25 protein-coding genes are annotated in these 24,536 nt (G+C 52.4%); 22 read left to right on the forward strand and 3 right to left on the reverse strand.

Annotation, left to right across the window (positions count from 1 at the left end; all coding sequences use genetic code 11):
- Positions 1-50 precede the first annotated feature (50 nt).
- Complete coding sequence (locus ACFQ0N_RS04710; RefSeq protein ID WP_379323338.1) at positions 51-926, reverse strand: helix-turn-helix transcriptional regulator; 876 nt, start codon at positions 924-926, stop codon at positions 51-53.
- 166 nt (positions 927-1,092) lie between these two features.
- On the opposite strand from ACFQ0N_RS04710, the gene ACFQ0N_RS04715 reads away from it, so the two are divergent.
- From ACFQ0N_RS04715 to coaD, 17 genes are all read left to right on the forward strand, one after another.
- Positions 1,093-2,172: a glycoside hydrolase family 172 protein gene (locus tag ACFQ0N_RS04715; RefSeq protein ID WP_379323340.1), complete on the forward strand. Its 1,080-nt coding sequence runs from the start codon at positions 1,093-1,095 to the stop codon at positions 2,170-2,172.
- A 4-nt stretch (positions 2,173-2,176) separates the two neighbouring features.
- Positions 2,177-2,512: a hypothetical protein gene (locus tag ACFQ0N_RS04720; protein WP_379323342.1), complete on the forward strand. Its 336-nt coding sequence runs from the start codon at positions 2,177-2,179 to the stop codon at positions 2,510-2,512.
- A 72-nt stretch (positions 2,513-2,584) separates the two neighbouring features.
- Positions 2,585-3,262: a response regulator transcription factor gene (locus ACFQ0N_RS04725; RefSeq protein ID WP_379323344.1), complete on the forward strand. Its 678-nt coding sequence runs from the start codon at positions 2,585-2,587 to the stop codon at positions 3,260-3,262.
- Positions 3,262-4,626 carry a sensor histidine kinase gene (locus tag ACFQ0N_RS04730; protein WP_379323346.1) on the forward strand — a complete coding sequence of 455 codons (1,365 nt, stop codon included), beginning with the start codon at positions 3,262-3,264 and terminating at the stop codon, positions 4,624-4,626. The genes ACFQ0N_RS04725 and ACFQ0N_RS04730 overlap by 1 nt, the downstream gene beginning before the upstream one ends.
- Positions 4,627-4,790: 164 nt before the next feature.
- Positions 4,791-6,257, forward strand: coding sequence for an ABC transporter substrate-binding protein (locus tag ACFQ0N_RS04735; protein WP_379323348.1), 1,467 nt, complete (start codon positions 4,791-4,793; stop codon positions 6,255-6,257).
- 20 nt (positions 6,258-6,277) lie between these two features.
- On the forward strand, positions 6,278-7,015 hold the full coding sequence (locus ACFQ0N_RS04740; RefSeq protein ID WP_379324261.1) for an ABC transporter ATP-binding protein: 738 nt from the start codon (positions 6,278-6,280) through the stop codon (positions 7,013-7,015).
- Entirely contained in the window at positions 6,975-8,042 is a 1,068-nt protein-coding gene (locus ACFQ0N_RS04745) for an efflux RND transporter periplasmic adaptor subunit (RefSeq protein WP_379323350.1), read from the forward strand. The genes ACFQ0N_RS04740 and ACFQ0N_RS04745 overlap by 41 nt, the downstream gene beginning before the upstream one ends.
- Positions 8,042-10,831, forward strand: coding sequence for an ABC transporter permease (locus ACFQ0N_RS04750; RefSeq protein ID WP_379323352.1), 2,790 nt, complete (start codon positions 8,042-8,044; stop codon positions 10,829-10,831). The genes ACFQ0N_RS04745 and ACFQ0N_RS04750 overlap by 1 nt, the downstream gene beginning before the upstream one ends.
- Before the next feature lie 87 nt (positions 10,832-10,918).
- Positions 10,919-11,839, forward strand: coding sequence for an ABC transporter ATP-binding protein (locus ACFQ0N_RS04755; RefSeq protein ID WP_379323354.1), 921 nt, complete (start codon positions 10,919-10,921; stop codon positions 11,837-11,839).
- Between the two features lie 8 nt (positions 11,840-11,847).
- Positions 11,848-12,327, forward strand: coding sequence for an RNA polymerase sigma factor (locus ACFQ0N_RS04760; RefSeq protein ID WP_379323356.1), 480 nt, complete (start codon positions 11,848-11,850; stop codon positions 12,325-12,327).
- 286 nt (positions 12,328-12,613) lie between these two features.
- Positions 12,614-13,309: a DUF421 domain-containing protein gene (locus ACFQ0N_RS04765; RefSeq protein WP_379323358.1), complete on the forward strand. Its 696-nt coding sequence runs from the start codon at positions 12,614-12,616 to the stop codon at positions 13,307-13,309.
- A 151-nt stretch (positions 13,310-13,460) separates the two neighbouring features.
- The gene (locus ACFQ0N_RS04770; protein WP_379323361.1) at positions 13,461-14,189 is read left to right on the forward strand and encodes a restriction endonuclease; all 729 of its coding nucleotides are present in this window, start codon (positions 13,461-13,463) and stop codon (positions 14,187-14,189) included.
- Positions 14,190-14,320: 131 nt separating this feature from the next.
- Positions 14,321-14,659, forward strand: coding sequence for a hypothetical protein (locus ACFQ0N_RS04775; protein ID WP_379323363.1), 339 nt, complete (start codon positions 14,321-14,323; stop codon positions 14,657-14,659).
- 314 nt (positions 14,660-14,973) lie between these two features.
- Positions 14,974-15,930 carry a D-2-hydroxyacid dehydrogenase gene (locus tag ACFQ0N_RS04780; RefSeq protein WP_379323365.1) on the forward strand — a complete coding sequence of 319 codons (957 nt, stop codon included), beginning with the start codon at positions 14,974-14,976 and terminating at the stop codon, positions 15,928-15,930.
- Between the two features lie 104 nt (positions 15,931-16,034).
- Positions 16,035-16,892 (forward strand): SurA N-terminal domain-containing protein, encoded by an 858-nt coding sequence (locus ACFQ0N_RS04785; protein WP_379323367.1) that lies wholly within the window; start codon positions 16,035-16,037, stop codon positions 16,890-16,892.
- A 167-nt stretch (positions 16,893-17,059) separates the two neighbouring features.
- The gene (gene rsmD / locus ACFQ0N_RS04790; protein ID WP_379324263.1) at positions 17,060-17,671 is read left to right on the forward strand and encodes a 16S rRNA (guanine(966)-N(2))-methyltransferase RsmD; all 612 of its coding nucleotides are present in this window, start codon (positions 17,060-17,062) and stop codon (positions 17,669-17,671) included.
- A gap of 5 nt (positions 17,672-17,676) precedes the next feature.
- The gene (gene coaD / locus ACFQ0N_RS04795; protein WP_379323369.1) at positions 17,677-18,189 is read left to right on the forward strand and encodes a pantetheine-phosphate adenylyltransferase; all 513 of its coding nucleotides are present in this window, start codon (positions 17,677-17,679) and stop codon (positions 18,187-18,189) included.
- Positions 18,190-18,203: 14 nt separating this feature from the next.
- On the opposite strand, the gene ACFQ0N_RS04800 is transcribed toward coaD, so the two are convergent.
- Positions 18,204-19,406, reverse strand: coding sequence for a nucleoside recognition domain-containing protein (locus tag ACFQ0N_RS04800; protein ID WP_379323371.1), 1,203 nt, complete (start codon positions 19,404-19,406; stop codon positions 18,204-18,206).
- A 111-nt stretch (positions 19,407-19,517) separates the two neighbouring features.
- Between ACFQ0N_RS04800 and ACFQ0N_RS04805 the strand changes: the two genes are divergently transcribed.
- A complete protein-coding gene (locus ACFQ0N_RS04805; RefSeq protein WP_379323373.1) occupies positions 19,518-20,582 on the forward strand; it encodes a YlbL family protein in 1,065 nt (354 codons plus the stop codon).
- A 48-nt stretch (positions 20,583-20,630) separates the two neighbouring features.
- Here the strand turns inward: ACFQ0N_RS04805 and ACFQ0N_RS04810 are convergent, their stop codons facing one another.
- Positions 20,631-21,869, reverse strand: a complete 1,239-nt coding sequence (locus ACFQ0N_RS04810; protein WP_379323375.1) for a nucleotidyltransferase — start codon at positions 21,867-21,869, stop codon at positions 20,631-20,633.
- Between the two features lie 111 nt (positions 21,870-21,980).
- Between ACFQ0N_RS04810 and ACFQ0N_RS04815 the strand changes: the two genes are divergently transcribed.
- From ACFQ0N_RS04815 to plsX, 4 genes are all read left to right on the forward strand, one after another.
- Positions 21,981-22,484, forward strand: coding sequence for a YceD family protein (locus tag ACFQ0N_RS04815; protein ID WP_379323377.1), 504 nt, complete (start codon positions 21,981-21,983; stop codon positions 22,482-22,484).
- Positions 22,485-22,525: 41 nt separating this feature from the next.
- Positions 22,526-22,699, forward strand: a complete 174-nt coding sequence (gene rpmF / locus ACFQ0N_RS04820; protein WP_379323379.1) for a 50S ribosomal protein L32 — start codon at positions 22,526-22,528, stop codon at positions 22,697-22,699.
- A gap of 233 nt (positions 22,700-22,932) precedes the next feature.
- Positions 22,933-23,559 carry a transcription factor FapR gene (gene fapR, locus ACFQ0N_RS04825; RefSeq protein WP_379323381.1) on the forward strand — a complete coding sequence of 209 codons (627 nt, stop codon included), beginning with the start codon at positions 22,933-22,935 and terminating at the stop codon, positions 23,557-23,559.
- On the forward strand, positions 23,543-24,532 hold the full coding sequence (gene plsX, locus ACFQ0N_RS04830) for a phosphate acyltransferase PlsX (RefSeq protein ID WP_379323383.1): 990 nt from the start codon (positions 23,543-23,545) through the stop codon (positions 24,530-24,532). The genes fapR and plsX overlap by 17 nt, the downstream gene beginning before the upstream one ends.
- Positions 24,533-24,536 lie beyond the last annotated feature (4 nt).

A 24,536-nucleotide genomic window follows, 5' to 3' on the forward strand; every position in this document is an offset into this window, starting at 1 on the left:
TATATCCTATGCGGTCTGATGCCTAAGAGTTCACGTCCAATTGAGAACGTTTACAAGGAGTGGAAGTTTGCCCGGTATGAAGAGGGACTGCAGCCCACACTGTTTTTGAAGGCGCGGCTGAACATATGGATGCTGGGGTAGCCGAGCGTATCGGCAATTTCCTGAATAGACTGCATCGTAAATTTCAGCATCGTTTTTGCTTGCTCCATTCTTAGCTGCTGATGGTATTGAATCGGGGTTTGACCGAAAGCCTGGCGGAAAAGGCCGATCAAATATCTTTTGTTAAGATGAAAATGCGCCGAGAGCTCATCAAGCGTTACCGGGCGAAAGAGCTGTTTTTGCAAATAATGCTTTACATTGTCGAGCAGCTCTAGGCGTTTGGACGAAAGGGTGAATTGCTGACGTTCAGTTTCACGCAGGGCATAGGCGACAAGCTCCAGCAGCAGCCCCTTCATTCGCAGTGCGCTGTATGCCGACTTGATGCGAAATTCATCGATAATAGCGAACAATAGCTGCTCGAATTGCGATGGGGCGCTTAACGAAATCAGGTTGGGCAGCTGCGTCTCAGGCCCTGACAATTCATCTGGGCGAAACCAGGCCAGCTCGTGCGCATTCATTTGATCAGCCGTGCGAAAGGATACCGGCACATGCGGGCTGTCCGGTTTTTCGACGAGATCGAAATGGACATGCGGCTGCCGTACAGCTTCGCTTCCGACGACAATAATGCGATGCCGCTTTTGCGGCTTCAAGACAAAAAGATCACCGCTTTTTCCCGTATAAGCGATGTCTTCAATCTCGATGGTTAATGTTCCTTGTTTCACATACAGAAATTCATAATCCCATATTTGTCGTTCCGGAAAAATGTGCCCCGGCGGCAAAATATCATCCAGCGCAACCCGAATGTACGGCGACCATAACTGCTGCATACAACTTGTATCCTCCTTTTGGGGAGCGGGTGTCTTAGTCTGCGTTTAATTTACCATAAAAAAATGAATAATTGCTAAACAATCCAAAATGATTGGTAAATCTTATTGATGGTAAATCTTCTATAATGGCAGCAAGCAGTAAGATCTAATTGAGGAGGTTGCAATTATGACGGCATTTAATGGCCTGGGGATGGGACTTGGTAATTTGTCGCGGTTGTCTGACGCCAAAACGCGGTCGATTTCACCGGAGAACTTTACAGGCGCTAAAGGGCAAGGCGGCATGGCCACGGAAGGTACGGGAAAAGCGGCGGCCAGAGATTTGGGGCTAGGGTGGAAAATATCGCCGAGTGTCTCGATCGGAGCGAATTCTTCGTTTACGATAGCGGAAATCGAAGGGCCTGGCGTGATTCAGCATATATGGCTTACCTGTGGCGTACAATCGTGGCGCCAACTTATTTTGCGCATCTACTGGGATGATGAGACTGAGCCGTCAGTAGAAGTGCCTTTAGGCGATTTTTTCTGTAACGGGTGGTGCGAGCGAAGTCTGGTCAACTCTTTGCCAGTCTCGGTTAACCCGGCCAATGGCTTTAACAGCTATTGGGAAATGCCGTTCCGCGGCAACGCAAAGCTGGTTGTGGAAAATATCAGCTGTCACGACCATATTCTATACTATCAAATCGATTATGCCTTGAGCGATATCCCGGATGACATGGCGTACTTCCATGCGCAATGGCGGCGAAGCGACCCGTTGCCGTACAAAGAGGTACATACAATTGTGGATGGAATTAAAGGCAAAGGTCATTATGTGGGCACTTATCTGGCCTGGCAAGTCAATAGCAACAACTGGTGGGGAGAAGGGGAAATCAAGTTCTATATGGATGGTGACGGCGAGTATCCGACGATTTGCGGAACCGGGACGGAAGATTATTTCGGCGGAGCCTGGAATTGGGATATAGAAGGCAAGTATGTCACTTACTCGACGCCATTTCTGGGGATGCATCAGCACATTAAGCCGGATGGAACCTACCGGGCCAATCAGCGCTTCGGCATGTACCGCTGGCACATTATGGATCCGATCCGTTTCGAGTCGGATTTGCGTGTAACGATTCAAGCACTGGGCTGGCGCTCAGAGGGAAGATACTTGCCGCTGAAGGATGATATCGCCTCGGTCGCCTTCTGGTATCAGGCCGAGCCGCACACGCCGCATCCGGTGCTGCCGGGGGCGGACAGGCTGGAAGTTATCTAGCTGAATGGCGGAACAGCCGGACGCTTCCGACTGGTGGGCTAGCACGCCGGCAGGCAGGCGGAGGGGGGTCAGATGGCCGGCTCGTGGACTGGCGGGCTGGCAGGTTGGCTGGCTTGTGGGCTTGGAGGTCCAGGCTGAGGGGGCAGGCGAAATTGTTGTGCAGAATGCAACATTTGCCCCGCGATTCAGCGGTATTTTCGGAATATGTTGCATTCTGCAACCAGGCGCGGCATTGGATGGGCGGGTGAGCTGGTCCCGTATGCTGAGCGATACAGAAGCAAGCCAAGTTACAATGAAGCGAATTCTCGCCGGTACCGATGATCGGGAGCCGGCTTTCTAATCATTTATTAAGGTTCGTCGTGTACAATAGGGCTGCCAAGTGTTTATGTGATGAATAAAGGGGCAGGCCAAATTGCGAATTCTAGTCGTGGAAGACGATCGCCCGCTGCTCGAAGCGGTGGCGACGGTGCTTAGAGAAGAGTCCTATCAGGTTGATGAAGCGGAGAACGGGCTGGATGGATTGTACCTGGCGCAGCAGGGAATCCATGATTTGATCATATTGGACATCATGCTTCCCGACATGGATGGGCTCTCCGTGCTGGACGCGCTGAGGAAGCAGGGGATCGCATTGCCGGTCCTGCTGCTCACAGCGCGGGATAGTGTGGAAGATCGCGTGAAAGGGCTTGATTCCGGCGCTGACGATTATCTGGTCAAGCCATTCGCGACGCCGGAGCTGCTGGCGCGAATCCGCGTATTGCTGCGCCGGCAGTCTGCGGGGGCGCCGGATGGCGAGCTGAAGTATGGCGAGCTTGTTGTGAAATGCAAGGCGCTGGAAGGATACGCCTGCGGCGAGCCTCTCAAGCTTACGCTGAAGGAATTTGAGCTGATGGAGTATTTGCTGCTTAACCGCGAGCAAATTCTGACGAAGGAGCAGATGCTGGACAGAGTTTGGGGAATCGATACGGGTGCGGGACTGAGCGTCGTCGAGGTCTACATGCATTATTTGCGCAAGAAGCTGGCTCCTTCCGGCTGCGACCGCTATATTCATACGATCCGCGGAGTCGGCTATTTGCTGAAGGAGAGAAGCTGATGTTCAACCGCATCCGTATCCAGCTCACCATCCGCAACGCTGCCGTGTTATCCATTATTCTGATCGTGCTGAACCTGTCTGTTTATCTGGTTATGCGGCAAATGCTGTTTGACCAGGTCGACCGTGCGATGACGACTGCGAGGGAGCAGGTGGCAAGTCTCGGGAGTATATCCACAGGTCAAGCCATGAGTCAGGACGCGAGTGAATGGGGGCAGACTCCAAATGATACAGGCCTGATGATGAGTGAAGCGAGTCGGACCACGATGATTCAGAGGGCCGTCCCCATATTCAATTTGACCCGGATGGACCGGCCGATTATTCAGCTGTACTGGACGGCAGATGAACAGCCTGTTCCGCTGCCGGGAAGAGATCAGTTTGACGAGGAGCAGCTGAAGCGGCTGCGCCCCAGTCAGATTGGTCCGGAGCCGCAATCGGTAAAGGTCGGCGACCAGTATTTTCGGGTAGTCAATATCGATAATCCGAGCATCAGCGGGCTTCTGATCGGGGTAAAAAGCGGCCAGTATCAGGTAGCAAAACAGCAGCTGCTCAGCAATATCTCCGCTGAGATCGGCATGCTGCGCCGTCTCGAATATATTCTGATCTACGGGGGCATTGTGGGATTTCTGATCGCTGTCGCAGCCGGTTATTATTTGGCGAACCGCGCGCTGATCCCGATCCGGCTCTCCATGGACAAGCAGCAGCAGTTCGTATCGGACGCTTCCCATGAGCTGCGCACGCCGCTGTCGGTTATTCAAGCGCATACGGAGCTCTTGCTGCGCCACCCCGAGCATACGATTGAGCAGGACAGCAAGCATATATCGACCGTGCTTCAGGAAGCCCGCCGGATGAGCAAGCTAGTCAGCGGTCTACTGACGCTTGCGCGCACGGACTCGAATCAGCTTGAGCTTGACGTTAAGCCGGTTCAGTTCGACCGCATTGTCGAGGAGAGCGCACGGAAAATGCAGATGCTGGCGGAGGTCAAGAACATTGTTCTCCATACGGAGATCGATCCGAATATATCGATGAGTGCGGATGAGGAACGCCTTCATCAATTGCTGGTCACGGTGCTTGACAATGCGATCAAATATACGCCGGAAGGCGGATTGGTCCGCGTTGTTTGCCGCAAGCTGTCGCACTCTGTGCAGCTGGAGGTGGAGGACACCGGAATTGGCATCGCTCCGGACAACCTGCAGCATATCTTTGATCGCTTCTATCGCGGCGATAGAGCCCGTACCCGGCAGGAAGGCGGCTCGGGTCTGGGGCTGGCTATCGCCAAATGGATTGTGGAGCGGCATGGCGGCAAAATCCGTGTGGAAAGCAAGCTGTCTGCCGGCACACAAGTATTTATTTCTTTGCCTTTATAGCCTATGACAAGATTTGCAAAGCCTGGGGCGAGCTGCCCCGGGCTTTTTTTTCATTTTCCCTTCAGCGCAGCTTAAGCTTCCTTTCAGCTTCTCTAACCGTTTTCTAAGAATCCGTTGGCATAATGGGCGATGAACTTATTAACCGTTGAAGGGTGATGAAATTGTTGAGAACACAAGGAAAGAAGCTGGGGTTGGTTGTTTGGGCGCTTATTGCAGTGCTTGCTTTGTCAGCCTGCTCGCAAGCAGGCGGCAAGAAGAACGATGCATTAAACAATCTGGACAGAGATGATTCGGGCTCTCTCAAGGTCGCTTTTTTCAATGAACAAGCTTTCTACATGCAGTACGGCAACGCTTTTCAGGCGATGTTTCCCAATGTTGAGCTCTCGGTCGTATCAACCGAATCGGTATTCAATGCGGAGGACCCGGCGGCAGAGCTGGAGCGGATCGTGAAGGAGCAGCAGCCGGATGTCCTGCTGCTGAGCGAAGACGAATATGCCTCATTCGCGGGGAAGGGGCTCTTGTACGATCTGGATGCGGTCGTGAAGCAGGACCAGTTCGACCTGGACAGCTTCCTGCCGTCGGTCATTGATCTGCTGAAGGCGCGCGGAGGAGGCAAGCTGTACGGGCTGAGCCCAAGCTTCGCCAGCAAGGCTCTCTACTATAATAAGGATCTGTTCGACAAGCATGGCATACCGTATCCGACGGACGGGATGAGTTGGGAGGAAGTGATGCAGCTTGCGGCCCGTTTCCCCGTGAAGAAGGACGGCGACGACTCCTTGAACGGTCTGTTCCAGTCTTCCCAGACAACCGATTCCTTCGAGCTGATCCGTACGATTGGCGAAGCGAAAGGGCTGCTGTATGCCGATACCGATGCGAAGACATTGTCCATCGATACGCCGGAGTGGAAGTCGATCTTCCAGTCGGTTATTGACGGGTACAAGTCGGGCAGCATCTCCATGCCTTCTGAGGACGGAGGCATGGGAGGAGGCGGAGGCGTCTCGATGCGTGTAGGCGGCAGGGCTGCGTTCAGTATCGGCCCTGGTTCGATGAAATTCATGTCTGGCCAGGCGGCGATGGCAATCGACGGTCCGATGCTGATGACCATGATGGGGTTGAGCGGAGGACCGGTAGGAGCGGTAACGAAAGGGCAATCTGCAGTCGGCAGCAAGACCAACAACAGCCCGTTCAAGGCTGTCAACTGGGATATCGTAACGATGCCTGTCGATTCATCGCAGCCTGACGTCACCGGCAGCCTAAGTCTGGACAACGTATTTGCCATTAACGCATCATCCGAGAATCTGTCCGCTGCCTGGGAGTTTCTGAAGTATGCCAATGGGGAGCAGCTGGCCAAGACCGGTTCCAAGTCGTCCCCATCCCTGTCGGCGCGTACCGCATACAAGAACGAAGCAGACGGCAAGAACATCGATGCTTTTTATACGCTTGGAGTCAATCAGCAAAGCTTGCTGCAAGAGCTGCCGGAGGGCTTCGCTGGCTCGTTTGCGAAGCTGGCATCCGAGCAAATAAAGAAGGTTGTGGACGGGAATCAATCCGTGGATGAGGCGCTCGGAACGATTCAATCGCAGGGGCAGGGCTTGCTGACGCAAGCGATCGTGGACGCGGAGCAAGGGTAATGGCTGCTTCGAACTGGGTGATGCCGGAGCCGCAGACGAATGAGTCGGAATCGCCCCCTGCTCCGCTCCCTGAGAGAGACGGCGGGCCGCTTATGGAAGTGCGCGGCGTGCGCAAAAGCTTCGTATCCGGAGGTCACGACATCGAGGTGCTGAAAGGGATCGATCTGTCGATTGATTCCGGCAGGCTCTCCATGCTGCGCGGGCGTTCGGGATCGGGCAAGACGACGCTGCTCAACTTGCTGGGCGGGCTTGACCGGCCGACGAAGGGCGAGGTTTGTTTCCGCGGCCGTCCGCTTCATTCATGGAGCGACAAGCGGCTGACCATCGTGAGGCGGCGGGAGATCGGATTTATATTCCAATCATTCGCCCTGCTGCCGCTGCTCACGGCCTCTGAGAACGTCGAGCTGAGCTTGCGTATGGCGGGCATCCCCCGGAAGGAATGGAAGGCGCGGGTCGCCCGTTGTCTGGACCTGGTCGGTCTGACCAAACGGGCGTCACATCGTCCGTTCGAGCTGTCCGGCGGAGAGCAGCAGCGGGTAGCCATCGCCAAGGCGATCGCCCACAAGCCCCATCTGCTGCTCGCGGACGAGCCTACGGCGGAGCTGGACTCGCAGATGGCAGCGCGTATTATTGCGGTATTCCGGGATATTATTGAAGCGGAGCAGATCGCGATCTGCATGACTACACATGATTCCACACTATGGGAGGCGGCAGACGTTGTATACCAAATGGTCGATGGCCGAATCGAATTGGAGTAAATTTAAGCGAACCGGAACCGGCCTGATGCTTGCGGCAATATGTCTGACTCTTCTGGCTGGATGCTCCCTGCTGCCCCAGGAGGAAGAGCAGGAGAAGCTGCCGGATATCCGCATCCCGAAAATTTCGCAGAAGCCGGAATACCCGGTCAAGCGCAGCACCCTGGAATTGAAGGTAAGCGGGTCCGGGAAGCTGATGTCGGAGCGAGAGGAAAACCTGTTGTTCACCGAAGATAATTTCCGTGTTGTGGACGTATTCGTGAAAGCCGGCGATCAGGTGAAGAAGGGCCAGGTGCTGGCCGTGCTTGATACGGGCGATACGGAAAACCAGATCCGCAGAAAGAAAATCGAGCTGGAGAAAGCCGAGCTGGACTTGCGGGAAACCGAGCTGGGCTTAAGGGAAGCCTGGCACGAATCGTCGGAAGTCAATACGGTTCAGCTTAAGAAACAGCAGCTGGACTATGGATTGCTCAAGGATGAATTGGCCGATCTGCAGGGCAAATTGAAGGGATCGAAGCTGATTGCTCCGTTCGACGGCACGATTGTTACCTTTACGGCAGAGAAAGGCGATATCTCCAAGTCGTACGAGAAGGTCGGGCAGATCGCAGATGTGAGCTCGCTTGTTGTTGCCGTCCAGTTCGCAGCGAGCGATCTGAGCAGTATCGCTGCGGGCATGGAAACAATGGTCAGCATCAATACGGCAGGCGACCATACTGGCAAGGTAGGGCGACTTCCGGTCGGCACGGAGCCGGATACGCTTGACTCGTATACGCTGGTCGAATTGCCGAAGCTGCCTGGAGGAGTCGCCCGCGGCACGCCGCTGTCCGCTTCGGTCATTGTGGAGCGGAAGGAGAACGTATTAACGATCCCTGTCGCGGCGCTGCGCAAGCAGAATAGCCGCACCTATGTGCTGGTGTCGAATCCGGACAGAAGCAAGGGCGAGGTGGACGTGGAAGTCGGCATACAAACCTCAACGGACGTGGAAATTATCAAGGGGCTGGAGGAAGGCCAGAAGGTTGTGGGGAAATAATGCGCATTGTCATTTATCTCCTCCTGAAGATGTGGCAGAACCGCTGGTTTACGCTCGGAACGCTGCTAGGACTTACAGTCGCGGCAGCGTTCGCGATGAGCATTCCGATGTACGCGGATGGAACATTGAAGCGTCTGGTAATCAAGTCGCTCCAGGAAGAGACAAAAGGACTGCCTGCGGCATCGCTATATATGAAATATCAATCGCCAGGCAGCTCCGAGACGGATTTGGAAGGGCTGATCGAAGCCGATCGATGGATAAACGGGGAGCTTCCCGGGAAGATCGGCTTCCCGTTGCAGGCTGATTCAAGCCGTATCGGCTTGGCTGCGTCTATCGTACGTTCCACAGACGCAGCCGCAAGCGGCACAAGCCGGCTTACCCGTATGGAGCTTGCCTATCAGAGCGGTATTCCAGAGCTGGCCGATCTTGTGGAGGGCAAGCTTCCGCGTGACGGTATGCAAGGCGGCGCTGTAGAAGCGCTAGTGCTGAGCGAGACGCTGAGCCGCTACGGATGGAAGATCGGCGACTCTTTCTATTATGACGCGAAAGACAGCAGCGGCAAGACAAAGCGGCAGACGGTGCGCATCGTCGGCTCCTACAAGCTCAGCGACGAGACGAACTGGAACTGGGCAATCGACGGGAAGGAGAAACTGGCCGAATCGCTCATCGTCAGCCGAGTTACGATGGTGGATACATTGCTTAAGGAAAACAAGCTTAAGCTTGATTCCGCCGGATGGTATCTCGCGTTCGACCTGCAAAACATCCGCATCAGCGATCTGTCACCGCTCATCGGCGTGCTGCAGCGTCTTGAGATCAACCTCCATCAGCAGCTTGAGAATACGAAGGTCAATCTGACATTCCTTGATATGCTGCACAGCTTCGAGCGTCAGAGCGTCCAACTGCAGGCGATGCTGTTCGCGCTTGCCGCTCCGGTACTGGCGATGGTGCTGTACTTCATTACACTTAACGCCCAGCAATCGCTTGCCCGCCAGCGCGGCGACATCGCCGTGCTGCACAGCCGCGGTGCAAGTCCGCGGCAGATTACAGCGCTCTATGCGATTGAAGCTGCGCTGCTTGGATGCGCAGCCCTGGTGCTCGGCCTTGCTCTGGCATGGCTGATGGCCAAGACGATCGGCTCCTCCAGCGGGTTCCTCTCCTTCGTTGGCCGCAAGTCGATTGCCGTCGGACGGACCCCGCTATCCTGGCTGATGGGGATCGCTGCGACATTGGCCGCGATTGTCGCCGCCACGGCTCCCGTCCGCAAATATGCTGGCGCATCTATCGTCGAGCATACGCAGCAGCAGGCAAGAGGGGACAGGGCGCCATTGTGGCAGCGTCTTTATATCGATGTGGCGCTGCTGGGACTTGCGGCAGCCGGTTGGTATCTGCTTGACACCGGGCAAGTCGCTTCTGTCAAAAGCAGCGGCGGCACAACGGAGATCGAGCCGGTCATCTTCATCATCCCGGCCTTGCTCATCTTCGCCGCCGGGCTTCTGTGTCTGCGGTTGTTTCCGCTGCTGCTTCGCTTCTGGAACGCGCTTGTGAAGAACCGCATGCCGGTTCCGGTCTATCTGACGATCACCCAATTGTCGCGTTCGGCGGGCGCCTTCTATCCACTGATGATCCTGCTGATCCTGACGATCGGGCTGGGCGTATACAACGCCTCGGCCGCCAGGACAATGGATGTGAATGCGGCGGATCGCACGCAATATCAGTACGGCAGCGATGTTGTGCTCAAGGCGGCATGGGAAGGAACGCATGACGAGAAGGACGAGAACAAGATTTACTATACCGAGCCTTCCTTTCAGTCCTATCGCGATCTGGAAGGAGTGGAGGCCGCGGCGCGGGTAATGAAGGCGACCGGTAAGGTGGAAATCAGCGGCAAGCAAGCAGGCAACGGACAGGTGGTGGGCATTGACAACGCCGATTTCGCCAAGGCGGCCTGGTTCCGCGAGGATCTGTATCCTTATCATCCCTATCAATACCTGGACGCGCTTGGTACAGCCGAGCAAGCGGTGCTCGTATCGGAGAAATTCGCCAAGCGGTATGGTTTAAAGGAAGGCGATCCGCTGCGCATTGCGATTGGTTACGATAACGTACCTGTCGATTTCGTTGTCGTTGGCATTGTGCCGTATTGGCCCAGTCTGTACCCGGATGAATCGCCATTCTTCGTGGCCAATCTGGATTATCTGAACCAACAGATCGAGAAGATTCCCTATGAGGTATGGTTGAGCATGAAGGAGGGAGCGAAGCTTGGGCCAGTGCTTGAGGAGCTGGCGGAGCGCGGCGTTGCGCTTGCCCAGGCGGAAGATGCCCGGGGAGAGCTTATTCTTCTGCGAAGTCATCCGGCTCAAGGCGGCGTATTCGGAATCTTGAGTCTCGGCTTCCTGATCTCGCTGCTAGTTTCCTTGCTTGGGTATTTGATTTTCTGGTTCTTCACCCTGTCGCGCCGGGTCGTCCAGCTTGGCATTCTGCGGGCGATGGGACTCTCGCGCGGGCAGCTGACCGGCATGCTGCTGCTTGAGCAGCTGTTCACGACAGGCTTGTCTGTCGCCGCGGGACTCGGACTTGGCACAATTGCCAGCCGGTTGTTCCTGCCGTTCCTGCAGGGCGGAAGCGTGGAGGGATCGCGGCAGGTGCCGCCCTTCCGGATCGTGTTCGAGGCGGAGGATACGCTCAAGCTGTATATCTCCACCGGGATCATGCTTGCGGCCGGAGCGTGCATGTTGATCATACAGCTCAGACGCCTGCGCATCTCGCAAGCCGTTAAGCTGGGCGAGGAACGCTAAGACTGAATGATTGTATGAATAACGGCGGTTGTTGCAAGCATGGCTGAAACTATGCAGGACATAAAAAACGTTCAGGAGGCTGTCTCGATGATCCATTGCGAAGGTCTGGTGAAAATTTTCAAAACCGACGACATTGAGGTCGTCGCCCTGCAGGGGCTGAATCTGACGGTCGGGCAAGGCGAGATGATGGTGATTATCGGCAATAGCGGCAGCGGCAAATCGACGCTGCTCAACATTCTGGGCGGACTCGACCGGCCGTCCGCAGGTCAGGCGGTCGTAGGCCAATGGAATCTGCTCAAGATGTCCAGCGAGCAGCTAATCGAATACAAGCGCAGAACCGTCGGTTTCATATGGCAGAATAACGGGCGAAATCTGGTGCCCTATCTGACGGTGCTCCAGAATGTCGAGCTGCCGATGCTCATTCAAGGCAAGGCGGACCGGGCGTATGCGAAGGAGCTGCTTGCCGCGGTGGGGCTGGAGCACCGGATCGGCAGCCGTCTGACGCAGCTCAGCGGCGGCGAACAGCAGAGAGTTGCTATCGCAATCTCGCTTTCCAACCGTCCGCCACTTGTTCTTGCCGATGAGCCGACAGGTTCAGTGGACAGCGCTACGGGGGAGCAGATTCTGGCTATATTCCGTCGTCTCAACCGGGATCTGGGGGTGACGATCGTCATCGTCACCCATGATCTCTCTGTTGCGGACAAGGTTGACCGCGTTGTCGCCATTCGCGATGGTCTTACCAGCACCGAGTGGGTTAAGCGGGACGCGGATTCTCCGGGCAGCAATGGAGAAGCTGCGTCCGATGCTGCCCCAGGCTCAGACCCCAGGTTCGGCGGGAAGCATAAGGAATATGTGGTTCTCGACCGTGTCGGCCGACTGCAAATTCCGCCTGATTATTTGGAAGCGATGCAAGTAAGCGGCAAAGCCGTGCTCGAATTCGACGGCAAACGGGTAACCATAGGCCCTCCTGAAGATAGCCCGCCCTCAGGCCGTCCAGATCGGAGTTGAGCGGATGCATGGAACAGATGGCGGCTAATTTGGATGAACTGTATGAGATGCATTCCGGTTACTTGAACAAATATATGCTTAACCTGACCCGCAATCGGGAAGAAGCAGCCGATCTCGTACAGGAAATTTTCCTGCGGCTGTGCCAGCAGGAAAGGCTGCCCGAGCATCCGAAGTCATGGCTGTCCCAAACCGGATACCGTCTGTTCATCGACCAATGGCGCCGCAAGCAGCGTTTCGCGAGGATTCTGCCCGAAGAACAGGCGATGCCGGACTTTGCAAGTCCAGAACAGGCCGTTCTCGACAGGGAATTCGAGAGGCGGGTCCGTCAGCTGCTGCTGGGGCTATCGCCGCAGACCCGCACAGCCATATATATGCGGGTATACGAGCATGCCAGCTACATTGAAATTTCTAGACGGCTCGGCTGTCCCGTGAATACGGTCAAATCCAAAATCCGCCGCGGCAGAGTCCAATTATCCAAATGGCTGTGAATGACGCAGCATCACAAACTAGTTCGATATAATCCATCATTCTGCGAATCATGACAGGCTGTCCCAAAAGTAGATAATTCAAAGAACGGTTTCTTTTTGTTTAAAAAATGAGAGGATGTCCCTCAGACTTTTGGGACACCCTCCATGATTTTCAACGCGTCTGCTCATCTTCGGTGAATTTGGATGGAAGTAGCTTTTGCCATCATTTTGGTCGTATAATTTACAACTCACTATCAAACAATGTGACTAATAACGACCATATACATAAAAAGGATGGTAACATCGCATGAATGAGTTTCTGCAATTTGATTTTTGGGAGATGATTCTAAGATCAACCGTTACTTTTATCATACTTTTAGTTATTGCGCGACTTTTGGGTAAGAAGCAATTAAGCCAGCTTACTTTTTTTAATTATATAACCGGTATTACAATAGGGTCAATTGCAGCAGATATAGCGGGCAAAAGTAAAGTCCCATTTTTTAATGGTCTGGCGAGCATAGTTTGGTGGTCATTATTGAGTATTCTCATTGAATACATAGGCTTGAAATCCAGTAAATTAAGGATACTATTGGATGGGGAACCGACTATTGTGATAAAAAACGGAAAAATACTCAGAAAATCACTTTATAGATCCCGCTTGAATCTTGACGACTTGAGTATGCTGCTAAGAGAAAAAGATGTATTCAGTATGCAGGATGTTGACTATGCTGTGCTCGAGCCTGACGGAAAGTTGAGCATCCTCAAAAAAGAATCCCAGCAAACTGTTACTAAAGAAGATTTGAAGATAAAACCGGCTCAAGCAAAATATATGCCCTCAGAAATCATTTCGGACGGCAAGATCGTGTTTAAAAATATATTAGAATTAAATCTCAGTGAAGAGTGGTTAATGAATGAATTACATAAAAATGGGTTTAAATCAGTCGATGAGGTTTTTTATGCTGAAGTGCAAAAAGGCGGCTCTCTATTTATAAGTAAATATTAGCCATCACAGTTGGAGCAACATTATTAGAAGATCCCGTAACGCATAAAGCGATATGGGATCTTTCTGTGTTAATTAGTTCATTAGTCTTAAATTGTGGATGCATTTTACCGAAAATGTAAATATCAAATTGAAAGAAAGAAGAGGGGTAAAATTGTCGAAGAAAAAGAGAAAGCAACAAAAAGAGCTTGAGAAGCTGATTGAAGGCCTACTTATCTTATGCCTAGTAGGGGCGTTTCTACTGGTCTACAATGCTACGAAATCTTTTGCTGCGGCTGGAGTCGCTGCTGCATTGGTAGTAGGAATATTTATCGCAATTCAGTTGTACCGTAATTTGCTTTATGCGGAACGGATGAAAAAGTCCGGAATAAAGGATATTGATGAAATGGATGGACGGCAATTTGAACATTATTTAGGGTATTTATTTCAAGCATACGGTTATAAGGTACAAGTAACACGTGCCGCGGGAGATTATGGGGCCGATTTAGTCTTAACAAAGGCTGGAAAGAAAATCGTTGTACAGGCGAAACGATACAGTAAGACAGTAGGGCTGAAGGCGGTACAGGAGGTTAAAGCGGCAATTGCTCACTACCAGGCTTCAGAGGGATGGGTAATTGCCAATCGGGAATATTCCGACGAAGCCTACTCACTTGCAAAGTCGAACGGCATTCGCTTGATTAATCGTGAGGGCTTAATTGAGATGATTCTGAAATTGAATCCTGGCGCAGCTCCATCAGCAAAAGCAGTCAAGCAACAGCTGCCACAGGAAAATCGGAAATGTACTCGTTGCGGCAGTAATATGGTGCTTCGTAAAGGACCGAAGGGAGAATTCTACGGTTGCAGCTCTTATCCGAAATGTAGAAATATTGCTAATGTTAAATAATTGTAGCTTAAGAAGGCGCGGGCTAAGCTTGAGTTGAACCTTGTAGAACAATGTGGATGGAGAACAAACCTTGGCATGCAGTCCGGACTTCTGCTACAATGTCGTTATTAAGCTTGAAGGGGCGGAACAAAATGAACAGCGAATTAAATAATGTATTGAAATCCGTCATTCGTGAAGAACTTGAGCCAGTGAAGCGAAAGCTAGATTCATTGGAAACAGAGCAACTGAGTATAACAACAGAAATGAAAATAATGATGAACGAAGTTTCATCAGTCAAACAGGCAGTACTTGAAACGAATCAACGGCTGCAGGTTGTCGAATCGGAACAAAAGCTGATAAAGCAGGCCGTTATGGAAACAAACCAAGCAGTTCAACGCCTGGAATCCATTCAGGAGCAACAGCACCGTATCATCGAAATGCTGTCCGTTCGCTCCATAGAACAAGAAGCGGAATTGCGTCAGATAAAGTGAAAAGAACAGAACAAAGTCTCACAGGGGTGAGACTTTTTCTTTTTATCACCTACTTCTTCGTATATCGGCTTGTACCTTATATCTGAATTCCGCACAAAAAAATCGAGCGCCCCTTTCGGGACGCTCTTTCATGGGAGAGGAGAAACCGGACGAAGAGCTTATGGGGAAACGTAAGTCTTCTCCGCGGTTGTCTACGGCATCTCTCGATGCCGATAACTACATGATTACCCGATTGAAAAAAAATATACATGACGCCTGCTCCTGTTTTTTGTTACCCTTGTAAAAGAGATCAACAATTAGGGAGGAGCTTGCCCATGAATATTGTCGTACTGGACGGCTACACATTAAATCCTGGTGATTTGAGCTGGGAGCAGCTTGAAACGCTTGGTCAGTTGACGGTGTATGAACGAACGGAAGAGGAGCAGATTGTCGAGCGTGCGGCGGCGGCAGAAATCATTTTGACGAACAAGACTCCTTTAAGTGCGGAGACGATAAGCCGGCTGCCAAAGCTCAAATATATCGGGGTGCTGGCGACCGGATACAATATAGTGGACATTGACGCAGCGGCAAAGCGGGACATCGTTGTTACAAATGTGCCCAGCTATAGTACGAATTCCGTCGTTCAGCTCGTTTTTGCTCTGCTTCTGCAGCTTTGCCAGCGCCCAAGCGAGCACAGCGCAGCTGTTCATGGCGGACAGTGGGCGGCCTGTCCGGACTTTACATTTTCCTTGTTTCCGCTAGTTGAACTATCGGGGAAGACGATGGGGATTATCGGCTACGGCGAAATTGGCCAGCGAGTGGCCAAGGTGGCACTGGCTTTTGGCATGAAGATAATCGTCCATACAAGAACGCCGAAGGCGATAGCCGGCTTGGAGCAGGTGCATTTTGTGGCTAAGGAGGAGCTCTTTACCGAAGCGGATGTCGTCACCTTGCATTGCCCGCTTACTGCAGAGACAGAGGGAATTATTAATCGACAAACGATTGGCTTGATGAAAGTTTCGGCATTCATTATTAATACGGCAAGAGGCGGACATGTCGTTGAGCAGGAGCTGGCTGCAGCGCTGCATGAGGGCAAGCTGGCGGGAGCGGCAGTGGATGTATTGTCAACGGAGCCGCCTGCGAAAAACAATCCCTTAATCGGAGCGCCTAATTGCATCATTACGCCGCATATTGCTTGGGCGACGATTGAGGCCCGCCGCCGGCTGATGCAGATTGCTGCTGCAAATGTGCAGTCTTTTTTGCGCAATCAGCCGAATAACCAGGTCAATTGAGTTCATTTTTTATCTTCTCTTAAGGTTTTGTCAAAATGCTTCTGGTATAGTGACAGCATACTAGAAAAATGGTGTTGCTATGTGCCAGAAGGGAGATTTTAAGTTTGAACGAAAATGAAAAGCAAGTTCAAGGTGCAGAAGCAGCTGAAGAAGTAACGAAGGAAGAAATTTCGGCTGCAGAAGAGACAGCAATACAAAGCGAGGGTCAATTGTTTGGCGAGCAGATCCAGCCAGAGAAACAAAAGCCGTCCCGGGGCTGGATGTATGTTGCAATTGTACTGGCAGCTGTACTTGTCGTTGTACTGATCAAGCCGCCATTCGGCGGCAATGGCGATTCCAAGATGGTGGCCGATGTTAACGGCACGAAAATAAGCAAAGGGGCATTATACGATAAGCTAGTTGAAGTAGGCGCCGGAGAGCAGATATTGACGTCCATGATCGACGAGGAACTGTGGAATCAGGAAATTAAAAAAGCAAATATTACAATTTCCGAAGAGGAAATTACGGCTGAGCTTGATAAGATAAAAAAGGAAATCTCGTCCGAGCAAGATTTTGAAACGACGCTGATGCAATACGGCATGACAGTGGACGATTTGAAAAAAGCAATCCCTAAACAGCTGGAAGTCCGTAAAATGTTCGAATCGAAAGCAAAAGAAAGTGTAACAGAAGAAAAGGTAAAACAATATTTCGATGACAATAAGGAACAGCTTGGGGAAGAAGCGAAGTTTGAAGACAAAAAAGCTGATCTTGAGTCCATGCTTGTCGATCAAGAAATAAACACCTTGTATCAAAGCTGGTATCAAGGAGTCAAAGATAACGCCAAAATTACGAACACGCTCGACAAGGAGCCTGTTAACGAGGACAAGCCGGCAAGCAGCGATAAGAAGGAAGATAAACCTGCTGACGGGGACAAGCCTGCTGACGGAGATAAGCCTGCCAATAACGAACAGGCAGCGAAGTAGAACAGCTATAGAATTAAAAGCCCTTTCGGCTGCCCCGGCGCAGCTGACAGGGCTTTTTCTAGTGCTAAGGCCAGGAGTAAATCGTTATCGCCGCTATGCGTGAATTGTCGAAAAAAGGAGACTTTATTAGTAGCGGATAAATGTGGTACTATTATTGGCAGTGAAAAATTGACAAGCAGCGAGAGGGGGCGGCGCATCTGAGAGTCGTGGCAGGAACAGCAAAGGGCCGGGCTTTGAAAGCGGTGCCTGGCATGAATACGCGCCCGACGACAGACAAGGTGAAGGAAGCGATCTTCAGTATGATCGGGCCTTACTTTGACGGCGGGCTGGTCCTGGATTTATTTGCAGGAACCGGCGGATTGGGCATTGAGGCATTGAGCCGCGGTATGGAACGCGCGTTTTTTGTCGATTTGGAGCGGGCGAGTGTCGAAACGATCAAGCATAATGCAGCAGCGGCCGGTGTAGCCGACCGGGCGGAGATATACCGCAATGAAGCGTCGCGCGCCTTGAAGGTATTGGCCAAGCGAGGGGAAAGCTTCTCTCTAGTCTTTCTTGATCCGCCATACCGGATGGTTGAGATGGACGAATGGATGGCGGAGCTTGCGGACAAAAAGCTGCTCGAAATTGGCGGCATCGTCGTAGTGGAGCATGATGCCGGTCATCAGTATGCTGAACATATAGAGCAGTATGAACAGATGAAATATGCAAAATATGGCGACATCGCGGTTACAATTTATCGTTATACGGGAGCATGTGCTGCGACGCCAGCGGAGGAGTAATACATATGCAATCTACAGAGACGAATCAGCAGGGAAAACGCATTGCAGTTTATCCGGGGAGCTTCGATCCGGTGACGCTCGGACATCTGGATATTATTCGCCGCTCAGCCAAGCAATTCGATCATTTAATCGTTGCTGTGCTTAACAATTCGAGTAAAAATCCGCTTTTTTCGGTAGACGAGCGAAAAGTTCTGCTGACTGAAGTGACCAAAGATTTGCCGAATGTTTCCGTTGACAGCTTCCGCGATTTGCTCGTTCGCTTTATGCGGACGCGCAATGCCCAAGTCATTATTAGAGGCATCCGGTCAGTGACGGATTTTGAGTACGAACTGCAGCTGGCTTCGACGAATCATCAGCTGGATGAGGGGATCGAAACGATCTTCATGATGACGAATCCGCGCTATTCGTATTTGAGCTCCAGCATTGTCAAAGAAATCGCTCAATTTCACGGTAATGTTAAGGATCTCGTGCCGCCTGAAGTAGAGCTTGCCCTGCAGGACAAATATAAAGGGAGATAAACAGAAGGACGCATTCAATTTGAAGGCGTCCGTTTTGTTGCGCTGACAAAGGCGATGCCTGCCAGGAGCAATACAATAAAGCCGAACGAAAGCAAAATCGCGGGGACATAGGGCCATACTGCCGGCAAATCGGAGGCCCTTACAGGAAGTAAGTAATTGTCCTGGTTTGCCGTTTGCTGAAAAAGGGCGGGAGCGGCGCTTTTCATTAATCGGCCAGCGACATTGGCAATGGGTTCAGCGGCAAACAGCGCTATAATAAAAGCTAACGCCGCTTGAAAAAGCCGGCTGAGCGCCAGACGAATCAACGATAGATCGGTGCGTGCAATTGCATTGCCCGCTTGCAGCAAAGCGCAAATTCCTCCCCAGGCAAGAAAGGCCGCTGCGAATGCTGCCTGCCACGGTACATCGGCTCCTGCTATGCCCAGCTTTGCAAGCGAGGCGGTATAGGCGCCAAGATGGCTTTCAAGCAGGCCCGGTATGAGCAGAGATAAGAAAGGCTGGGACATGAGACTGTTTAGCAGCTGGACAACGACAGAAGCAAGCATCATAAATCCGCCGACGGCCATCAGCTTGGCGACAGAGATCGTTACAGAATCGCCAAGCACCTTGCCAAAGCTGCGCCCGTCGCGAATGCGCGCATCATTCATTGCGTTTGCTGCACGCCGCAGCGGAGAGGGGCCCGGTTTCACACTAGCGGCATTGCCGGCTTCGGATGCTGCATGTCTAAAGCGAAAAAGCAGCGCTGTAATAATGCAGGCTAGCCAGAGAGAAATTGCGATGGCTAGTCCAAGCTCAGGGCGCCGAAAAAAACCTGCTCCGACAACGAGCAGCATAAAAAGAGGATTTGGCATATGGGAGAACGCCAGCAAATGCTGGCCTTCTTGCCTGGTGACTAAATTTTGCTGTCTTAATGCAGCCGTTGCTTCCGCCCCGGCGGGAAATCCGCCGAGCCATCCGGTAACCAGCGCCAGGGCCGATTCGCCAGGAAGACGCAAAACGCGCCTTGTTACCGGCTCCAGTAATGTACCGAAGCCATGAACGACACCGAGAGCCATCATCAGCTCAAGCAATGTAAAAAACGGCAGCAAACCGGGAAAGACAATCGTCCACCAGACGGTCAGTCCCTGCAGGGAGGCGGCGAAAGCATCCCCAGGCTGATAAATAATTGCCGCTACGAGCGCAAGGGAAAGCAGAGCGAGAACGATGGTACGCGACATTCCATCAACTCCAATCAAATATTGAGGACGAGGTGAAAATAACAGACGGCAATATAGTTTACGCTTGTCTATGCAGGGGTAGACCATTTTACATAAAGAAGGTGATCCGGCATGCAAAAGCTGAAGCAATGGTATCGGAATAATCGATGGTTTTTGCGTTGGCCGCTCGGTGCGGCTTTAATAATGACACTGCTGCTTTATGTGCCAACCCCATTTGCGGCTTATGAGCCTGGCTTTGCTATAGCAACGGAACCGTTGGTACGGGCTGCAGAGCCTGATGAGCCGAGTGCGGGCCAGTTCCTTTTGATGACTGTTAAGTTGTCCGACGCCAACTTTTGGATGGCGCTGCGTTCGGCATGGGATCGCGATTTGGAGCTTTACATGAAAAAGGACTTGCTGCAGGGCCAAACGATGAAGGAATATGCGGAGCGAATGACTGTCATTATGCAGGGCTCGCAAAGCGCCGCGCTGGAAGCGGCCTATAAGCAGGCTGGAATTGCTTACAAGGTAGTGCCGGAAGGCCTGATCGTAGCTGTAGAAGGAGAAGGAGCCGGGGAGCAGCGCCCCAGGACCGGCGATGAGGTGCGGCGAATTAATGGGCAGGAAGTGAAAAGCGTACAGCAGGCAAGAGCGGCGCTAACGGAAAATAAGATGGACGGCGAGTTGAAGCTTGTCGTGCTGCGCAAAGGGGCAGAGGTTGAAATTCATTTGCCCGTTATCAATTTAACATCCGGCTCTGACGATCAGAAGGAATTGGCCGCTGAGACGGCGAATGCGCTCTATGTGAAGCAGCTGTCTGAATTGCGGCGCATAGCGGCGGAGGACCCGCATCATGAAGTTGAGATTAAGGCTAATGCTATCGGCGGGCCGTCAGCGGGTCTTATGTTTGCTTTGCAGGTGCTGGATGAGCTCACGCCGGGGGATCTGACGAACGGTTTGAAAATTGCCGGTACAGGCACGATTTCGCCGGATGGCGAAGTTGGGGCGATCGGGGGAGTCACGCTTAAAGTTGTCGCAGCAGCCGAGGCGGGAGCGCAATTGTTTTTTGTCCCGGAGGCAAACGCCAAGGAAGCGGCGGAGCGAGCCAAGCAGCTCGGAACAGGGATGGAGATTGTCTCCGTAGCAACGCTCAAGGAGGCTGTACAAAATTTGGAGGCCCGGCAGGTGAAAAAATAAGCAAGCAGGCTTGATCGCGCGCATCAGACCGGCTTGCTGCAGCGTTGTTCAAATAAAGATCGGCTTCGCATAATAATCGCGGTAGAGTGCATCTGGTGCCGCGTTGTTTTGAGCCATGCCGTAGATCGAAGTAGCTCTTACATCGAGCTCCAAAAAAGGAAACGGCTCCGGAGGGCGGGCCGCGCTAAGCAGAATTGGCAGAGCGGCCTTCCCTTTCATTTTTTTGAGCAGCGTTTTCCCTTTGGCGGAGCAGCCCAATATGCGCAAATACTGAATACCCGCCCGCAGTTGCTCTGCGCCGAGCTGTTCCTTGTGATGATTGAGCAGAATCGCCAGCAGTGCGCGCTGCAATTTGGTGCGCGTGTATCGCTTCGTTTTGAGCGAATCGAGCAGCGAGGCGACGGTGAGCCTGGGAAGTGAGGGCATCAGGCGTTTGATGCGATATTCGAGTCCTTCCGTAACTTCGTGATATTGGTTTAGCTCTGCAGCGGATTCACTGATGATTTTGTGAAACAACAGCCTGGATAATTGCTCCCAGCCTACCAGGCGGCGCTCTCCGGCTTGCTGCATCAGCAGCTCAAACGTAGAAGCCGGTACATATGGAGCGATAGCTTCGGGCATTTTGTCTTCCATAATCAATTTGCGGATTGCCGTAGCGCTGGCAATACTGGCATCGCTGATGTTTGCTTGCGAATAGCCTGCCTTTTCCCGTTTGATCGTAAAGGGCTGAATGGCTGACTCAAGCCGTTCCAGAGCAAGCAGGTAATGAAGCCCAAGTGTATTGTTAGGCTCATTCAAAGGGAATGCCGCCGCCTCATCATCGCCGGAAAGCAGCATATGCTGCTTGACAGCCGAGCTGTAGGCGGACGGATAATTGCTGCCGCCGGCCAGCGCAGCAGCCAGCAGGGTTCCGAACGAGGCCGGCTCCTTAGCCATCGTTTTGGCGATGCGCCTTAAAGGGGCGATCATGCCTCCTTCGCTGCCGAAGCAGAGGCAATCGACAACCCCGGTTGCCTCGAGCAGCGCGACTGCGCCGTAAGCAAACCACTCGGCTGCTTGCGTCGAGTATGCGACAGGCAGCTCAATCACCAGATCGCAGCCGCCGCGGAGCGCCATTTCGGCGCGCGTCCATTTGTCAAGCAAAGCGGGCTCGCCGCGCTGCAAAAAATGGCCGCTCATGACAGCGATGACAGCGTCGCTGCCAGTTATTTTTTTGGATTGCTGCAAATGATAGAGATGACCGTTATGAAACGGATTGTACTCGACTATTAGTCCGACTGTCCGCATAAATGTTCCACCGTCCTAGAAATTCCTTCATTTTACTATAACACGGTGTGAAAATGTTGACAAAACGATTCGAACGTCGATATAATAAACTTTGTTTGTTTGGAGTGATGAATGATGGAAATCCATATTCGTGAACTGGCTTCCCGAGGAGACAGACTTCCCATTCAGGCAAGTCTGAATGCCGATTGGCTGAAGCAGATTCGCAAGGATATTGTGAGTGTCGGAGCCTTGAATGTAAATCTTGAAGCTTATGGGCTTGATGGAGTCGCGCATGTTGAGGGGCAGCTGGATCTCGATGTCGAGATGTCTTGCTCCAGGTGTCTGGAAGCTGTCAAGCAGTCGATTTCCATACCGTTCGCCGAGAAGTTCAAGCACGCGAAGAATGAGGAAGAGGACGAAGAAGTTATTGCCGTAGAAGAGGACAAGTTCGATCTTGAGCCGCTCATCGAAGAGACGATGATGCTGTCATTGCCGTTTGCTCCGCTTTGCAAGGAGGATTGCAAAGGGTTGTGTACAAGCTGCGGGGCGAACTTGAACGAAGCTGCATGCGGCTGCTCTCAAGAGAAAATCGATCCGCGGCTAGCCGCGTTGAAAGATGTGTTCAAGCAATCATAGCAAGAGCTTCATTGCCGAATTCTGTGAAGGAGGTGGGAAACATGGCAGTACCACAACGAAGAACATCCAAAACCCGTCGTGACAAACGCCGCACGCATTTCAAACTTGCAGTGCCGGGTATGGTAAAATGTGAGCAATGCGGAGAGTTGAAGTTGGCTCACCGGGTTTGCAAAGTTTGCGGAGTTTACAAAACGAGAGAGATCATCAAGCAATAGTTGATGGATTAAAGGTAGTGCTTCATCATCATAGATGAAGTGCTATTTTTTTTGAAATAAGCCACAGTCTGCATTGCTTCCGGCTCCATTCTCTTATATACTGGTTAGTACCTGGTTATAATAGCAGCTTGCAAGAAGAAATGGCTGACGCCGTCCTTGACGCATCGCCAAGTTTCTTCCCCTGAGATTTTATAGCATTTATCGGGCTGCTACCAAATTACGGATACTTATTATTGGCAAAGGCGGTGCGGGCCATCGAACGCGTTCCGAAGCGGCAGCGGCATCAGCAGCTGTCCCGTCTAATTGATGAAAATCCTTTTATAACGGACCGCGAGCTGACAAGAATGCTGAAGGTCAGCATTCAGACAGTGAGGCTGGATCGAATGGAGTTAGGTATACCGGAGTTGCGGGAGCGAATGAAGTTGATGGCTGAGCGTTCATATGATGCCGTCCGCTCGCTGCCGCTTCACGAGGTAATCGGAGATATTGTTGACCTGCAGCTGGACCGCAGCGGCATATCGATCTTCGAGATACGGGATGAGCATGTATTTTCCAGAACGGGCATCGCCCGGGGTCATCATATATTCGCTCAAGCGAACTCGCTGGCGGTTGCGGTCATTAATGATGAAATTGCTTTGACGGCGGCGGCGGATATCCGCTTTCTCCGTTCCGTCAAACTGGGCGAGAAATGTATTGCCAAAGCGTATGTGCGCTCGATATCCGGCGAGAGCAGCAAGGCGAAGGTAGAGGTTTTTTCGTACGTGGGAGACGAGATGGTATTTCAAGGACACTTTATCATTTACAGATCCGCGGGAGAGCCAATTGTTGAGGGAGGAAATGAACGTGCGGATCGCCATTGATGCGATGGGAGGCGATCATGCCCCGGAGCAGATCGTAAAGGGAGCGCTGGATGCCGCGGCAGCGTGGACGGATGTGAAATTGCTGCTCGTCGGCGATCAGGCGCGCATTGAAGCTTGTATGCAAGGCGCGAAGCCCGGCAATGTTGAGCTTGTGCATGCGAGCGATGTAATTAGCCCGGATGATGAGCCGGTGAAGGCGGTGCGCCGCAAAAAAGATTCATCTATGGTAGTGGCGGGCAGATTAGTGCGTGAAGGCGAGGCCGAGGCGATGATTTCCGCCGGCAATACCGGGGCGCTGATGACGACTGGACTGCTTGTGGTCGGGCGTATAGACGGAATTGAGCGCCCGGCGCTGGCGCCGATGCTGCCTACGATGGATGATGTCGGGGTGCTGGCACTGGATTTGGGCGCCAATATGGATTCCAAGCCGGAGCATCTGGTTCAGTATGCCATAATGGGCAGCATTTATCGGACGAGGGTTCATGGGCTGGAACGTCCGCGGGTAGGCCTGCTTAATGTAGGGACCGAGGCGATGAAGGGAAATGAGCTGACAAAGGCCGCTTTTGGTCTGCTTGAAAACGCGCCGGTCGAGTTTATTGGCAATGTGGAAGCGCGGGACGTCCTGTCCCGCAATTGCGATGTTCTCGTCTGTGACGGTTTTGCCGGCAATATCATGCTGAAGGCGATGGAAGGTACGGCGATCACGCTGATGCGCGAGATTAAAAATGCGATGACTTCATCGTGGATCAGCAAGCTTGCTGCTTTGACCGTGCGGCCGCGGCTTAAGGCGATGGCGGCTAAAATGGATTACAAGGAACACGGAGCCGGGCCGTTGCTTGGAGTTAGCGGGCTTGTGCTTAAATGTCATGGTTCTTCGAACGATCAAGCGGTTAAGAATGCTATCGGCAAAGCGCGAGTAGCGGTACAAAATCGTTTGGTTGAATCGATTGCAACCGAATTTAGCCGGAAGTGAGAGT

The sequence above is a fragment of the Paenibacillus sp. GCM10027626 genome, from assembly GCF_042676285.1.
In the GTDB taxonomy this organism is placed as follows: Bacteria; Bacillota; Bacilli; order Paenibacillales; family Paenibacillaceae; genus Paenibacillus_Z.

Coding starts and splice junctions, on each gene's coding strand:
- coaD (WP_379323369.1), top strand. CDS start 17,677: ATGCAATCTACAGAGACGAATCAGCAGGGAAAACGCATTGCAGTTTAT.
- ACFQ0N_RS04750 (WP_379323352.1), top strand. CDS start 8,042: ATGCGCATTGTCATTTATCTCCTCCTGAAGATGTGGCAGAACCGCTGG.
- ACFQ0N_RS04800 (WP_379323371.1), bottom strand. CDS start 19,406: ATGTCGCGTACCATCGTTCTCGCTCTGCTTTCCCTTGCGCTCGTAGCG.
- ACFQ0N_RS04740 (WP_379324261.1), top strand. CDS start 6,278: ATGCCGGAGCCGCAGACGAATGAGTCGGAATCGCCCCCTGCTCCGCTC.
- ACFQ0N_RS04715 (WP_379323340.1), top strand. CDS start 1,093: ATGACGGCATTTAATGGCCTGGGGATGGGACTTGGTAATTTGTCGCGG.
- ACFQ0N_RS04815 (WP_379323377.1), top strand. CDS start 21,981: ATGATGGAAATCCATATTCGTGAACTGGCTTCCCGAGGAGACAGACTT.
- ACFQ0N_RS04730 (WP_379323346.1), top strand. CDS start 3,262: ATGTTCAACCGCATCCGTATCCAGCTCACCATCCGCAACGCTGCCGTG.
- ACFQ0N_RS04780 (WP_379323365.1), top strand. CDS start 14,974: ATGAATATTGTCGTACTGGACGGCTACACATTAAATCCTGGTGATTTG.
- rpmF (WP_379323379.1), top strand. CDS start 22,526: ATGGCAGTACCACAACGAAGAACATCCAAAACCCGTCGTGACAAACGC.
- ACFQ0N_RS04810 (WP_379323375.1), bottom strand. CDS start 21,869: ATGCGGACAGTCGGACTAATAGTCGAGTACAATCCGTTTCATAACGGT.
- ACFQ0N_RS04775 (WP_379323363.1), top strand. CDS start 14,321: ATGAACAGCGAATTAAATAATGTATTGAAATCCGTCATTCGTGAAGAA.
- ACFQ0N_RS04765 (WP_379323358.1), top strand. CDS start 12,614: ATGAATGAGTTTCTGCAATTTGATTTTTGGGAGATGATTCTAAGATCA.
- ACFQ0N_RS04710 (WP_379323338.1), bottom strand. CDS start 926: ATGCAGCAGTTATGGTCGCCGTACATTCGGGTTGCGCTGGATGATATT.
- ACFQ0N_RS04755 (WP_379323354.1), top strand. CDS start 10,919: ATGATCCATTGCGAAGGTCTGGTGAAAATTTTCAAAACCGACGACATT.
- ACFQ0N_RS04760 (WP_379323356.1), top strand. CDS start 11,848: ATGGAACAGATGGCGGCTAATTTGGATGAACTGTATGAGATGCATTCC.
- ACFQ0N_RS04805 (WP_379323373.1), top strand. CDS start 19,518: ATGCAAAAGCTGAAGCAATGGTATCGGAATAATCGATGGTTTTTGCGT.
- ACFQ0N_RS04720 (WP_379323342.1), top strand. CDS start 2,177: ATGGCGGAACAGCCGGACGCTTCCGACTGGTGGGCTAGCACGCCGGCA.